This is a genomic window from Niallia sp. M35, from assembly GCF_050971705.1.
Taxonomy (GTDB): domain Bacteria; phylum Bacillota; class Bacilli; order Bacillales; family Cytobacillaceae; genus Niallia; species Niallia circulans_A.
In genome coordinates this window covers 300,038-314,526 of record NZ_JBPCEP010000001.1, presented here as the reverse complement: position 1 = coordinate 314,526, position 14,489 = coordinate 300,038, and the positions used below count along the sequence as shown (strand labels likewise).

Genomic DNA, 14,489 nt, shown 5'->3' with positions numbered 1-14,489 from the left:
TCTCTAACTACGAGTTAATTATTCTCGTCATTCATAACCATTTCAATGAAATGATGGGCAGGCATTGAAAGTTCATCTTCTCTTCTCCTGCAGATAGAGATAGGGTTTTTTAACTCAACCCCTTCTACATTCACTTTTGCTAAATCTCCACGAGCAATATATTCTTTAACTTCTAGAGATGAGACAAAAGTAATCCCATAACCTTCCATGACAACCCTAATCGCTTCATTTAATCCATTAATTTGTAAGCCGACGGTTGGTTGATTAATGCTGTTTATTGTACATAGCGAAACCAACTTTTCCCGCGCAGAACTGCCCTTTTCTCTAAATATAAATGGCTCGCACATAACTTGTCCTAATGTAACCTTTTTTGCAGCAAACTTATGGTGTTTGTGCACTACAAACCACATTTCATCCTCAAATAATTCGCTTGTGTTTAGAAATGGATGGGACTCTCTTTTCCCACCAATGAAAGCTATTTCTGCCTGATAATTAATTATTTGATCCATCGCTTTAAGCGAATTAGTAGTAGTTAATTCTACTTCAACCTCAGGATATCTTCGCTTATATTTTGCAAGCCATTTAGGCAACAGGAAATTTGCTGGAAGATAGGTTGCAACAATACGCAGCTTTCCAATCGAACCATTTTTATATTGGTCAAGATATGCTTCCATTTCTCCTTCAAGGGAAAATACTCTTTTAGTGTGTTTGGCAAGTTCTATTCCTACTTCCGTTAATAAAATCCCTCTTCCTTTCGGTGCTAATAAAGTCATCCCTATCTCTTGTTCTAATTTTTTTATTTGCGCTGTTACAGCGGGTTGACTTATATTCAGCTCCTCTGCAGCGCGAGTAACATTTCCTTTTTCAGCCACGATGTGAAATAGCTTCAATGCGTGAAGATTCATATTACACCTCTAGATTCATAGATAAAAGTTATCAATGTCAAATAAATATATATTAGATTTATTTATTATTTCCTTTTATTCTAAAATTACAAAAACTAATTCGCAATAAAAATTTTCTTTTAAAGAGGTGAATGGGATCTAGAAGATACCCAAAATGATGAAATTTATATGTATTGACTGTAAGAAAGAATTTACTTCAAGTGAATTTTCCTATCATTGTTCATGCGGAGGTCTACTTGATATCGTGCATGATTTCCAACATTACGATGCTGATTTTTTAAAGCACTTATTTAAAGAACGACTTTCAGAACGGATGACACCTTATGCGAGTGGAGTATGGAGATACAAAGAGTTAATCTTTCCTGAGTTGCCTGATAACTTTATTGTCACAAAATATGAAGGGAATACAGGATTATATGCTTCAGAATTACTACAAACTTATACAGGGCTTAAACAAGTTTTTGTCAAGGCACAAAGTGAGAACCCTAGTGGTTCATTTAAGGATAACGGCATGACTGTTGCTGTTTCTCATGGAAACTCCTTAGGGTATAAGAAGTTCACTTGTACGTCGACCGGAAATACTTCTTCTTCTTTAGCGATGTACGCATCCATTGCTAGCGCAGATTCTTATGTGTTCGTCCCAGATAAAGATATCTCTTTAAATAAAGTCCTGCAGACAGTTTCTTATGGTGCAAAAGTGTTTAGTTTTCCAGGGACTTATGACGACGGCATTCAATTTTTAGAAAAATATAGCCGTGAGCTTGAATTATATGTTTGTAATTCTATCAATCCATTTAGAATTGAAGGACAAAAGAGTATTATTTATGAAATCGCACAGTATTTAAACTGGGAATTACCTGAATGGATAATCGTTCCTGGTGGTGCTTTAAGCAATGCAACAGCATTAGGAAAAGGCTTATCTGATTTATATACGCTGGGATTAATTAAGAAAATGCCGCGAGTGGCAGTTGTTCAAGCAGAAGGCGCTAGCCCATTTCATAAAATGGTATCCCAACAAAAAAAGGAACTTATTCCTGAGCCTGTTCCATACACTCGCGCTTCTGCGTTGAATATCGGTAATCCACCAAGCTGGAAAAAAGCATTGCATACTCTATTCCAAACACAGGGAGTTACTATATCTGTAACAGATGAGGAAATTCTTGATGCTAAAGCTATGATTGATAAAAGCGGAATTGGCTGTGAGCCTGCTTCAGCAGCAACCATTGCCGGACTGCGCAATTTAGTTTCTAAACAGGTAATTGATAAAGAAGAATCCGCCTTATGTATTCTGACTGGAAATATTCTCAAAGACACGGATGTTTTAAAGTACTACCATCACGTGGAAAATACCAATGCCACCTATAAAAATAACATTCACCATACTAATCTATCACTGAGCAGCATAAGTAATAGCATGAAAAGTGAAAAATGAAAGTCGAAAGAACTTGACGGCTGATCGAAAACTTATTAGTCTCCCTTTAACAAAAACGTTCCTATCCCAGCAGGAACGTTTTTTCCTACTTTACATGCAAACTAACCTATTTATCTTTTAAAAAATAACGCTCAATAAATAGTTGACTTCAGCAAGTATTTTGACTAGAATAAGAAAATAATGACATTATACTATTAATTGAGGTGTTAAAAATGATAGATGTGCAGAGTAAGTTTGGGTTTGAATTCAGAAAATTCAATAGGTTTTACACAGATGTGTTGGGCTTTCTAAATGAACATATTTATAATAGCCCTTTTTCATTAACAGAAACTCGTATTCTCTTTGAAATTTATAACACAGAAAATTGTACAGCCAAAAATATTCAAGAAAGATTAGATTTAGATGGCGGTTATGTAAGTAGAATTATCAAAAAATTCGAAAAAGAGAAAATGGTTTATAAGCAAAAGTGTAAAGATGATGGCCGTAATCATCTTTTATATGTTACCAGTCATGGGGAATTGATTTACAAAGAGTTGGAGAAAAAAGCTAATCAGCAAGTAGAATACATACGTGAATCTTTGAATTCTGAGCAGCAGCAAAAGCTAATAGCCTCCATGTGTACAATCCAAGAAATTCTTTCTGCCTCATTTAACGAAAAAAACGAGGAGACCGTTTCTATTAGAAGTTATTATACTTTAGAAGATATTAACAACATGATTAAACATCAATGGTTATTTTATAATCAACTCCATAAATGGGATAACAGTTTTTTAGCCTATCTGGAGGAGACATTTCGTGCTGATATCGAAAGAATCTGGATTGCAGAAATAAATCGCGAATTTGCAGGCTGTATTGGCTTAGTGAATGATGGCAATAACATAGGACAGTTAAGATGGTTCTTAGTAAATCCATCCTTTCACAAAAAAGGAATCGGTACTCAACTTATTAACGCTCTTATCCAATATTGTAAAGAACATGATTATGAGCAAATTTTTCTTTGGACTGTTAGTGAAATGGTTACAGCTAGACCACTATATAAAAAATTTGGGTTTGAAATAACGGAAATACAAGAGGAAAAATCTTTGTGGGGAGCCGATTTAATAGAAGAACGCTGGGATTTAGATCTAAGAAAAAGCTAATTACTATTATTTGAGGGGTAAATATGAAAAGAACATTTCATTACGCATGGATTATTGTTTTTGTTACATTTTTGACTTTTCTAGCCGTCCAAGGTGTTCGTCTTTCATTTGGAGCTTTTGTTGAGCCGTGGGAAACAGAATTTTCCATGAATAGAGGAACCATTTCACTTATCTCCACGTTGAGTTTTGTCATCTATGGACTGTCTCAACCACTTATTGGGAGACTAGTAGATAAATTGGGGGCTCGGCTCATTTTATCTTTTAGCACTTTCTTAGTAGGTATAAGTATTTTTCTCACGGCTTTTGTAACACATCCCTGGCAGTTATTCTTTCTCTATGGAATTATGGTTTCTCTCGGTGTGGGAGGAGCCTCTAATGTAGCTGCAACAGTAGTTGTAACCAATTGGTTTAATGAAAAACGTGGACTAGCGTTTGGAATTATGGAGGCTGGCTTTGGTGCGGGACAAATGCTTCTCGTCCCTGGATCCCTTTTGCTGATCCACTTACTAAATTGGAAAATGACCGTTGTTATCTTAGGCGCCTTTTTAGTGCTTTTTGTCTTTCCTATCGTCCTTTTATTTTTACGAAATCATCCTAAAGAGAAAGGGTTAGTTCCTATTGGCGGCGAAATTGCCGAAGACGATTCAGTTCCAAAAAAGACTCTAGATACAAACACTTCCATATGGAATGTCTTTCTAAGAAGACAGTTTTGGTTTTTAATTTTACCTTTTGCGATCTGTGGTTTTACTACCACAGGATTAATGGATACACATCTTATACCATTTTCGCATGATCATGGTTTTTCAACAAGTGTTACTAGTGCTGCCGTAAGTATACTGGCTGGGTTTAATATTATTGGTATCTTACTATCAGGTATAATTGCTGACCGCTGGAGCAGTCGCAAAATGTTATTCCTTTTATATGGAATAAGGGCATTATCTATTGCGATTCTCTTGTCTAGTCACAATTCCACTTTATTACTTATTTTTGCAGTAATCTTTGGATTGGTCGACTTTGCTACTGTTGCTCCAACGCAATTGCTGGCAACGCAGTATTTTGAGGAATATTCCATTGGATTCATTTTAGGGTGGCTATTTCTTAGTCATCAAATAGGATCAGCATTGGGCGCTTATTTACCAGGCTTCTTTTATAATGAAACAGGTAGTTATACTATTTCTTTTTATTTTTCCATTATAATCCTAGTAGGAGCAGCCATCTTAAACATATTCCTCCCTGAACCTAATAAAATTACGCAAAAAGAAAACTAGCAAAAATAACTACAAGATTAAAGGTAAGCCGAATAAACAGGCTTACCTCTCTATTTACCTTACCCTATTATGTTGACTAAATTAATAAAGACAACCTTCGAAATGCATCAAGATATTACTTTATCTAATATTCCTAATAATTTTTTATACTTTGCTAATGTTTCTTGAGCTTCTATCTTAATATCTGATTGGAAAAATGTAATATCGCCAGTTCCCTCTATATTAATTAGATTCTTTTCTTCAAGAGTTCTTTTCAGGTTCTTTGCCGTTCCAATACTTCCAGAAATGATATTCGTATTCCCAGGGAATATTGCTCTTAGGCTGTTTTCGAAATATGGGAAATGGGTACATCCAAGCACTATTGTTCCATATTTCCTAAGATCAAACGAAGCCAATTGTTCTTCTAAATAAGGGATTACTTTCTCTTCCCTGAATTCAAAGTTCTCAGCAAATTGGACAAGACCTGGAAGAGCTAAACTATCCACAATATCATGCTGGTCCAAACTTCTGACAAGATTATGAAACTTTTCTTCCTTTAGAGTCAAATTAGTTGCCAATACTAATACCTTTTTTTGTTTCCCTTCACAGCTTTGAATTGCTGGTTTTACTGCAGGTTCAATTCCCAAAATAGGAAAATCATATTTCTGGCGAAGATCGTCTACAGCGATACTAGTTGCCGTATTACAGGCAATCACTAATGCTTTAATACCTTGATCAGCTAAAAAATCTGCTGCACTAAAAATATAATCTCGTACTTCTTCTTTTGATTTTTCACCATACGGAACATGTAAGGTATCTGCATAAAATATGTAATCTTCATTTGGAAGCAACCGCACTGCTTGGTGAAGAACACTCATTCCACCAATCCCAGAATCAAAAAATCCTATTCTCACTACTTTTCAACCTTCTTCTAAAGAATTTATATCACTTATTAAGAATACCATTTTTTCTAAATGTTTTTAAGTTCTATCTTTTGTTTAGGTAAACTGTCCTTTATAGTTAGAAGAGTTTGCGAAATTATAATGTAACAAAAACGTCTATTACCTTTATGGATTATTTTTTTTAATCAAAATTATGAAAGCTATCTAATGAATTAGGAGTACCTCAAGTGTATAATATTATGAATTTTCCTATCAGAGCAGCAATGCTAAACAGGCATCGCTACCCAATGTCCAGTTGAGACCTCTTTAAGTTGTGTATTCTCCACCTCATATTTTATTTGTGGATTATCTATTGGATTCATTATCTTCTTATTTTTCTCTATCTTAGGGTCAGGGATTGGGATGGCGGAAAGTAATGCCTTTGTATAATCGTGTAAAGGATTGGAATAAAGTTCTTCGCTTTCGGCAATTTCTACTATTTTCCCCGCATACATGACGGCAACTCTGTCACAAATATGTTTCACCATAGCTAAGTCATGAGCAATAAATAAATACGTAAGACCCAGTTTTTGTTGCAGTTCTTCTAGAAGCTTTACTATCTGTGCTTGAATAGATACATCCAACGCAGATAACGGTTCATCACAAACGATGAAAGATGGCTCCACTGCCAGTGCTCTTGCAATGCCAATTCTTTGCCTTTGTCCGCCTGAAAATTCATGTGGATAACGGTAAGCGTGACTTGCTTCCAATCCTACCAGTTCTAATAACTCTTCTACCCTTTTTAAACGGAGATGAGGATCTTTATATAGCTGATGGATATCTAGCGCCTGGCCAATAATATCAAGCACTTTAAACCTTGGATTAAGACTTGCATAAGGATCTTGAAAAATAATTTGCATATGACGTCGAAGCATTTTCAACTCTTTCTTAGTTAGTCGATTAACAGGAATTCCCTGAAATAGGGTTTCGCCGCTAGTTGGCTCATGCAAGCGTAAAATCGATCTTCCTGTCGTTGATTTACCAGATCCTGATTCTCCTACAAGCCCTAATGTTTCACCAGCCTGGATATGAAAACTAATGTCATCTACTGCTTTTACTATCTTCCCCTTGCCAAGATCAAAATGCTTGTTTAATGAATTAACCTCAAGGATTGGGTGAACAAGGGCTTCTGAAGTTATACTGACTTTTCGTTTCACCTTCTTTTTCTCATCAAGTCTTGGTAAAGCATTTAACAGCTTTTTTGTATAGACATGCTTTGGCTGCTCAAATATGTCCTCTGTTGTGCCAGTCTCTACTATTTCTCCTTCTTTCATCACTACTACACGATCACACATTCCTGCCACTACACCGAGATCGTGTGTAATTAGAATGATAGAAGTGCCAAATCGTTGCTGCATCTCCTTCATTAAAGCAAGAATTTGAGCCTGAATAGTAACATCTAATGCCGTAGTTGGCTCATCTGCAATAAGTAAAGTTGGACGGCAAGCCAATGCCATTGCGATTACTACTCTTTGCCTCATTCCACCTGAAAATTCATGTGGATACTGATTAAATCTTTCTTCGGGATGCCTTATGCCAACAAGCCGCAGTAATTCCATCGCCTGATTTTTCGCTTCTGATTTTGACAGACGTTGATGCTTAGAAATCCCTTCTGCAATTTGCTTCCCAACTTTAATCGTAGGATTTAAAGAAGTCATTGGATCTTGAAATATCATTCCAATATCCTTCCCGCGAATTCCTTCCATTTCCTTTTCCGTTTTTTCTGCTAGATTTTCTCCCAAAAATGTTATATCGCCACTTTTCAAGTGAGATGACGGGGATGGTAGTAGTCGCATAATAGAACGAGCTGTTACGCTCTTTCCACTACCGGACTCCCCAACTATACCTAATGTCTCTCCTTTTTTAATATCAAAACTAACTCCCCTTACCGCTTCAAGCTCTTGTTCATTTGAAGTAAATGAGACTCTCAGATTATCAACCTTTAATACTACTTCCATAATCTCCCCCACTATCTTTTTTCTTATTTCTCTTTTTCTTTCAAACTATGTATTGATTTTTCTGATATCTACAAATAAAATATACTATACAGGTCGGAATAATGCAATTTAAAGAAAAAGGGGGGAAACAATATTTTGGAACCTGTTCATGTAAAAAGCAGCAAAGTCAAAAATCGTACTAGATCAGTCCGTACTCGTGTACAAGAAAGCTTTATTAAGCTTGAAAAAAGACCTGTTTATCGCTGGGCAATCTATATTTTGGGCTTGCCTGTCACACTCTTCGCCTTGTTCCTGTATTTGTTCAAGAAACAGAATGATCCTTCAAAAAAATTTATAGAAGAAATAGAAGAGCAATTACGTAAAGAGGGGCATTGGGAAAGCTTACATAAAAAATTTCGCTTACAACTAGAAAAGAAGATACAATTTTTCAATCAAGCACATACACCCTCTAAACTAGATAAAGAAGCGAGAAAATGGGCAAATGAGCAATTTCAAACGGACATAATGGAAAGAAGCAAGGAAAAAATGCTTGCGTTAGGAAACAAGAAGGTAACCTTTTCAGAAACCTTCCTAGCTTTCATTACAAACAAAAAGATAATTTCCCTTTTGTTTTTACCTGGTTTACTGATGTATGTATTTTTGCTGATCTGTATCAATCCCTATCTAAAGTTCATCCTAGAGCGATTAATAATGAGCATTTTCGTCATTTTTGGCGTAACACTTCTTGTCTTTACTATTTTATATTTTTCACCATTTGATCCGGCAGTTAATATCCTTGGGGAAACAGCAACGAAAGATCAGATTGCCAACTTTAATCATATCTATGGTCTTGATCAGTCTTATTTTCACCAATTGATACAAGCCTTTAAAGGAATTTTCACCTTTGATTTAGGTAATTCCTACACAGGAAATGAGGAAGTCGTAAACAGTATTGCAAGAAAGTTTCCAATCACATTTACACTTGCTTTTATATCGCTTATTATGGCAATCCTTATTGCGATTCCTATAGGCATTATTTCAGCAACTAAACCTAACTCTATTTTTGATTATAGTTTTATGTTTATTGCTTTAATCGGTTTATCTATTCCAAATTTTTGGCAAGGGTTAATCTTTATTCTTAATTTTTCGATTAAATTAAAATGGTTTCCAGCTACATACGTACCTGATAATTGGATTTCCATTATCATGCCTGCAGTCGTTCTTGGAACAGGTCTTACTGCTTCTATTGCCAGGATGATGCGTTCTTCTACACTTGAAATCATTAATGAAGATTACATTATTACGGCAAAGGCAAAGGGCTTAAGTAAGTCAACTGTAATATGGAGGCACGCTGTCACTAATGCCATGATTCCCGTCATTACTGTTATCGGTCTATTGTTTGGCGGAATGCTTGGTGGAGCAGCTGTGACAGAGAAAGTTTTTAATATTAACGGAATAGGAAGCTTTATTGTTGACAAGCAATTTATACCTGATATTCCGAGCATTTTGGGGGGAGTGGTTTATATTGCCATAACGATTTCCCTAGTAAATTTATTAATTGACGTATTGTATGCATTCTTTGACCCACGTATACGTACGAAAATGAAACAATATTAAAGCAGGTGTTACGATGTCCAATAATACGGTAGATACACCACATTACCGAAGAAAACAAGCACAGAAAGTATCTTTAGAATATTCACAAGCAGTTTTTTCCTTAATCGTTTCTCTTATTCTGACCGTCATTTTCTTAATCAATGGCTTTGATTATTCATCGGCTGCGATTAAGCCATTTTTCTTTAGTGCATTTGCTGCCTATCTATTCGTATCGATTATACAGGTATTGATTACATGGAAGATTAAACAAAACCTGAAGCAGTTTGGCTCTATTCAAAAATCAACAAGAAAATGGGGATATATTCAGTTATTAAGTGTACTGTTTGGAAATGTATTTACTGCTTCATCTGGACTTTTACTGATTAAAGAAAAAAAATCAATTGACTATATATTTGCTGTTTACATGCTATTAACACAGTTTTTCGTGATTGCTGTTTCTGCTTTAAATTTGTTTAAACCATATGTAGCAGACACGTTTTTACTAGGCATGTATATTCTCATTGCGATTTCTTTTTTTTATCTTTACGTCTTTTATTTTCTATCCAAAAAAGACAGAAGTACTTTAAACGCTACAAAAATTATCGTACTTTCAATAATCTTGTTCCTTACTGGACTATCAGGGAACTTATTTGCCCTTTTTTTAGGAATAAATTTCTTGCGTGATTTAAGAAAAGAAAAACTGTCTGGGAAAGCTGGATGGAATACAACGTGGAGGAAAATAACCAACAATGCTTCTGCCATGCTTGGCCTATTCTTTATTATTTTTCTGTTTGCCTTATCTATATGCAGTTATCTAACATTCGATAAAGATATGGCAATGGAGAATAATTACGCTGCCATCCTTCAGACACCCAGTCTTGCCTATCCTTTAGGTACAGATGATTTTGGTAGAGACCTTTTTTCTAGAATTATTTTCGGAGCAAGAATTTCATTAACTGTAGGGTTTCTTTCTACTATTATTCCATTATTTATCGGTGGGTTCTTAGGTGCCTTAGCTGGTTATTATGGTAATCGAGCAGATAACGTAATCATGAGGCTATTGGATATATTGTATGCTATTCCTGGTATTTTACTTGCAATTGTCATTATTGCCGCATTCGGTTCGAATACAATCACCCTCATTATCGCTTTAAGTGTTGGCTCTATCCCAACATATGCGCGAACGATGAGAGCAAATATTCTCATGATTACGAATCTCGAATATATTGAATCTGCAAGAGCATTGGGAGCAAATAATTTTACCATCTTGTTTAGGCACGCAGTTCCAAACTCGCTTGCACCGATGATTGTTAAGTCAACTCTTACTATCGGCAGTGCTGTGATAGCTACAAGCAGTTTAAGCTATCTTGGATTAGGGGTTGAACCGCATATTCCAGAATGGGGGAATATTCTAAAAATCGGAAGTGCCTATCTTGAATCCCATTCCTATCTTGCCATTTATCCTGGATTATGCATCATAGCCTTAGTCCTTTCCTTCAATTTTTTGGGAGACGGTCTTCGAGATGCATTAGATCCTAAGTTAGATTAATTAAAACATATTATTTAGGGGGAATTTTGCATGAAAAAGAGTTTATTAGCCTTTTTGCTTGTCTTTGTTTTAGTCGCGGCAGGATGTGTCAATACGAAATCAAGTGTTGAGGAAGACAAAGGGAATGATGGGAAAACAAGTGCCAAACCTACTATTGAAATCTTGGGCAGCAGCACAAGTGAGTCTGACATCAATATTTTAAGAGATCAATTAATAAAAAATGGATTTGACGTTAAATTAAATCTTCAACCAGACTATGCGAGCTTCAAAGCACAACAAGATGCTGGAAATTATGATGTTGCGGTATCTAGCTGGACGACTGTAACAGGTAACCCAGATTATGCAGTACGCTCCCTCTTTAAAACAGGCGGAGATTATAGTATTTTAGCAGATGAAGAAATTGATACTTTAATTGATAAGGCAAGTACGCAATCATCGGATGAATATAAAGAAACATATAAGGAATTAGAACAAAAACTAGTATTTGATAAAGCTTATATCGCTCCTTTATACATTTCTTATAAAGCCCAAGGAGTAAATAAAGAAGTCTTGAATCCAGCAACTGTTCGACTTGCAAAATCTAGAGCAATCGCTTGGGAAACAATTGACTTTAAAGATACTTCCAAAAGAAATACAGATCCATTAATTGTTCAACAAGCTATTTCTACACTAACTTCTCTTGATCCGATTAAAGGAAATGATGGATCTATTAATACATTAAATACAAATATGTATGTCCGTTTAATTAATTTAACAGATGATGACCAAGTCACTGCGGAAGGATCTCTTTCTCATAATTACAGTATCGCTGATGGAAATTCTGAATATTACTTCTTACTAAGAGATGATATTAATTTTGCACAAATCAAAGACAAGAAAGCTGTTGATACTGGAGAAAGAGTTGGTGCAGACGATGTTATCTTCTCGCTTGACCGCGCCAAGGACAAAAATTCTGTTCCGGATCACCGTACTTACAGCCTTCATGAACATATTAAAACAACGGAGCTTGTGACAGATTTAGCAGAATTAAATGCGAAAGAAGCTGGAAGCGGCACAACCATAAAAGCCGCACTAGAAAAAAATCTTGACAAGGAAATTACAGAATTAGTCTCTGATAAAAAAGATGCAAATAATAAGGAAGGCAAGTATCAAGTAGTTAAAGTCATTACTACTGAGCCATTCCCACAAGTTTTAAATTATTTAGCCCATCAATCGGCAGGTATCGTTTCTAAGAAACAAGTAGAAAGCATTAATACGTATGATGTAGCTTCCTTTGACATCAATAAAGACATTCCTTATGGGGATCAAAATACAGTAACTGAAGGCGACAAATATAATAATACATTATTTGCTAGCGGCCCCTATATTCTTTCTTATAAAAATGATTACGAAGCAGTATTCTTAAAGAATCCAGCATACCAAAAAGGTACCGATGTTGAGCCGAAAATTTCTACTGTTCAAGTACGCTTTATAGCAGATGCTGATAGCGCCCTTTCTTCTTTACGAAATGGTGAAATTCACCTTTTCAATGGAGTACCTGAAACGAAATATAATTTAGTGGAAGAAGATAGCAAGCTTACTCTGCAACGTCAAGAAAGTAACGCTGTAACCTACTTATTATTCAATACGAAAAATAGAGAAGTAGCGAATAGTGATGATTTAAGAAAAGCAGTATTGTATTCTATTAATCAAGACGACTTTATTAACTATTATCAAGGCAATAAAATTAAAGCAGTTTCGACCGTAAGTCCATTAGTAGAGACTGGCAATGAGTTAAACGCTGATGCTGATAAAGTAAAAGAATATTTAAAAAAGTACCACGAAGGAAAATAACTATTCCTCTCTCTATCCTATCTTGTAGTTAGGATAGAGAGAGTTTCCCATCAATCCTAACTTCTATTCTATGGATATTCTTATAAATAACTTCAGATAGTGTTCTCTCCTATTTATGAGTAAAAATGCTGACCCTAACCTTTTTGCAAAGGTATTGTGGTTCAAAAAGGCTTAGCCTATCTATATCCATCACTATTTATTGGTAAAAGATCTCTTCTTTTCTTCTTTCAAAAGTATTACTAATAATCCCTCTTGAGAATTCTTAAATTCGTTAATAATAATGAAATAATCAAAATAAGAATAGCCAATGCCCACCAGAAGGCATTAATGGGCGCATCATGCTCCACAATAATTAATCTTACTATAGCTGTAATACCAATATAAATGAGATAGCGTAATGGAAAATGAAAATGCGAATCAAAATACTTGATTATTAAAGCTATAAATTCAAAGTATAAGAAGAAAGTTAGCAGTTCCTCAGTAAATAAATAATAATCTCTTTCATCCTCTGTTACAAAAGCGACATATGAAAAGATAAACCATGTTTCTTTTATAAGAAGAAAACTCAATGTTATCCCTATAAGAAACAAACAGCTATTCAATAATGCTTGTAAAAATATAGGCAGTTGCGTAAAAAACTTGATTAGATTTGCTCTTATACTTTGCATCCATCTAGCTCCTTTTATTAGGTATGTTATCTATTTAATATGAGCCATATTTGTATTATTAACCATTAAAAAGGAGGCTTTTTAATACTTCATTTACATCATCTTTTCCATTCCAAATCTATGCTCCTGAACAGGCTATCGCTAATATAAATCCCCTTTCTTAATGACGTATTTTGCTGTAAATCTTTCCTTTCACCATACTTCTGTCTTCGAGACCTTTCGTCAAAACTATATTTTTCGACATATAACAATAGCAATTTTGAGATAACTGTTCCTCACTCTTCTTTGCTATGCTAAATCCTATTCGACAGGTTTACAATTGTATAGTATAATTTTCCTTTATTGGTATTAAAGCAATAATACTTAACCTATAACGTAAAGGACTTTCTTTCACCTTACATATAAAGATGTAGTCTGAATTCTGCGTTAACAAAAATAATAGGAGGAGATTTCCATAGAAGACTTGATTTTACAAATGATAGAGGCCTTTAAAGGACTTTCTTATTTTGGTATTATGCTTGCATTAACTTTTGAATTTGTTCCAGCAGAACTGGTACTACCGTTAGCTGGCTATTGGGTATATGAAGGAGATATGAATTTATATATGGCTATTTTTGCGGGTTCGATCGGCGGTGTATTGGGACCACTCACTTTATATGCATTAGGCCGCTATGGCGGAAGAGCTGCCATTATGAAGTTCAAAAATTTTTTTCTTTTAAAGGATGAGCATATTACTAAATCAGATCAATTTTTTGAAAAATATGGTGGAAGTATCGCCTTTTTAGGACGATTCATTCCGTTAGTCCGAACGGCTATTTCGATTCCTTGTGGAATGGCCAAAATGAATATATGGAAATTTATCATTTATACTTATTTAGCCATGCTTCCCATTACAGCGATGTATGTCTATTTAGGTTATAAATTAGGACCTCAATGGAAAAAAGCGGGCGAAGTATTTGGTCAATATACGAACTATTTATTAATCCCTATCGCAATATTTATTATTATTTTTCTGTTTACTAAACGGAAAAAAGTAAAGGTACAATAGTTGAAAAAGGACTAGCTCCAGCATGTATTTAAACCATACTGAAGCTAGTTTCTTTTTTTCCTGTAATAATAGATTAAGTGAATAGTAGCAATACTTCTATGTCCCCCTCGCTATCGAGATTACTGCTAAAATCGGAAATGGAAAATTTACCTGTGATTGGATTTTTATTTTTACCCATCCTATTAAATGGAGGT

General features: G+C 35.0%; 11 protein-coding genes. 7 read left to right on the top strand and 4 right to left on the bottom strand.

What is annotated here, in order from left to right; genetic code table 11:
- Positions 1 to 14: 14 nt before the first annotated feature.
- The gene (locus NiCM35_RS01480; RefSeq protein ID WP_433778350.1) at positions 15 to 905 is read right to left on the bottom strand and encodes a LysR family transcriptional regulator; all 891 of its coding nucleotides are present in this window, start codon (positions 903 to 905) and stop codon (positions 15 to 17) included.
- A 157-nt stretch (positions 906 to 1,062) separates the two neighbouring features.
- On the opposite strand from NiCM35_RS01480, the gene thrC reads away from it, so the two are divergent.
- The 3 genes from thrC to NiCM35_RS01465 all read left to right on the top strand — a co-directional run bounded on the left by thrC (position 1,063) and on the right by NiCM35_RS01465 (position 4,744).
- Positions 1,063 to 2,337, top strand: coding sequence for a threonine synthase (thrC, locus tag NiCM35_RS01475; protein WP_433778470.1), 1,275 nt, complete (start codon positions 1,063 to 1,065; stop codon positions 2,335 to 2,337).
- A gap of 212 nt (positions 2,338 to 2,549) precedes the next feature.
- Positions 2,550 to 3,476, top strand: coding sequence for a bifunctional helix-turn-helix transcriptional regulator/GNAT family N-acetyltransferase (locus tag NiCM35_RS01470; RefSeq protein ID WP_433778348.1), 927 nt, complete (start codon positions 2,550 to 2,552; stop codon positions 3,474 to 3,476).
- 23 nt (positions 3,477 to 3,499) lie between these two features.
- The gene (locus NiCM35_RS01465) at positions 3,500 to 4,744 is read left to right on the top strand and encodes an MFS transporter (protein ID WP_433778347.1); all 1,245 of its coding nucleotides are present in this window, start codon (positions 3,500 to 3,502) and stop codon (positions 4,742 to 4,744) included.
- 107 nt (positions 4,745 to 4,851) lie between these two features.
- Here the strand turns inward: NiCM35_RS01465 and murI are convergent, their stop codons facing one another.
- On the bottom strand, positions 4,852 to 5,637 hold the full coding sequence (murI, locus tag NiCM35_RS01460) for a glutamate racemase (protein WP_123257494.1): 786 nt from the start codon (positions 5,635 to 5,637) through the stop codon (positions 4,852 to 4,854).
- A 254-nt stretch (positions 5,638 to 5,891) separates the two neighbouring features.
- Complete coding sequence (locus NiCM35_RS01455; RefSeq protein ID WP_095329273.1) at positions 5,892 to 7,622, bottom strand: ABC transporter ATP-binding protein; 1,731 nt, start codon at positions 7,620 to 7,622, stop codon at positions 5,892 to 5,894.
- A 135-nt stretch (positions 7,623 to 7,757) separates the two neighbouring features.
- On the opposite strand from NiCM35_RS01455, the gene NiCM35_RS01450 reads away from it, so the two are divergent.
- From NiCM35_RS01450 to NiCM35_RS01440, 3 genes are read left to right on the top strand one after another with little or no spacing between them, the layout of a single operon-like run.
- A complete protein-coding gene (locus NiCM35_RS01450) occupies positions 7,758 to 9,218 on the top strand; it encodes an ABC transporter permease (RefSeq protein WP_433778344.1) in 1,461 nt (486 codons plus the stop codon).
- Positions 9,219 to 9,231: 13 nt separating this feature from the next.
- Positions 9,232 to 10,746, top strand: coding sequence for an ABC transporter permease (locus NiCM35_RS01445; protein WP_095329271.1), 1,515 nt, complete (start codon positions 9,232 to 9,234; stop codon positions 10,744 to 10,746).
- Positions 10,747 to 10,776: 30 nt separating this feature from the next.
- A complete protein-coding gene (locus NiCM35_RS01440) occupies positions 10,777 to 12,579 on the top strand; it encodes an ABC transporter substrate-binding protein (RefSeq protein WP_433778342.1) in 1,803 nt (600 codons plus the stop codon).
- A 239-nt stretch (positions 12,580 to 12,818) separates the two neighbouring features.
- Here the strand turns inward: NiCM35_RS01440 and psiE are convergent, their stop codons facing one another.
- On the bottom strand, positions 12,819 to 13,247 hold the full coding sequence (psiE, locus tag NiCM35_RS01435) for a phosphate-starvation-inducible protein PsiE (protein WP_249878698.1): 429 nt from the start codon (positions 13,245 to 13,247) through the stop codon (positions 12,819 to 12,821).
- A gap of 454 nt (positions 13,248 to 13,701) precedes the next feature.
- Between psiE and NiCM35_RS01430 the strand changes: the two genes are divergently transcribed.
- Positions 13,702 to 14,295 (top strand): DedA family protein, encoded by a 594-nt coding sequence (locus tag NiCM35_RS01430; RefSeq protein WP_164463791.1) that lies wholly within the window; start codon positions 13,702 to 13,704, stop codon positions 14,293 to 14,295.
- The last annotated feature ends 194 nt before the right edge of the window (positions 14,296 to 14,489 follow it).

Coding starts and splice junctions, on each gene's coding strand:
- NiCM35_RS01480 (WP_433778350.1), bottom strand. CDS start 905: ATGAATCTTCACGCATTGAAGCTATTTCACATCGTGGCTGAAAAAGGA.
- thrC (WP_433778470.1), top strand. CDS start 1,063: ATGAAATTTATATGTATTGACTGTAAGAAAGAATTTACTTCAAGTGAA.
- NiCM35_RS01470 (WP_433778348.1), top strand. CDS start 2,550: ATGATAGATGTGCAGAGTAAGTTTGGGTTTGAATTCAGAAAATTCAAT.
- NiCM35_RS01465 (WP_433778347.1), top strand. CDS start 3,500: ATGAAAAGAACATTTCATTACGCATGGATTATTGTTTTTGTTACATTT.
- NiCM35_RS01455 (WP_095329273.1), bottom strand. CDS start 7,622: ATGGAAGTAGTATTAAAGGTTGATAATCTGAGAGTCTCATTTACTTCA.
- NiCM35_RS01445 (WP_095329271.1), top strand. CDS start 9,232: ATGTCCAATAATACGGTAGATACACCACATTACCGAAGAAAACAAGCA.
- NiCM35_RS01440 (WP_433778342.1), top strand. CDS start 10,777: ATGAAAAAGAGTTTATTAGCCTTTTTGCTTGTCTTTGTTTTAGTCGCG.
- psiE (WP_249878698.1), bottom strand. CDS start 13,247: ATGCAAAGTATAAGAGCAAATCTAATCAAGTTTTTTACGCAACTGCCT.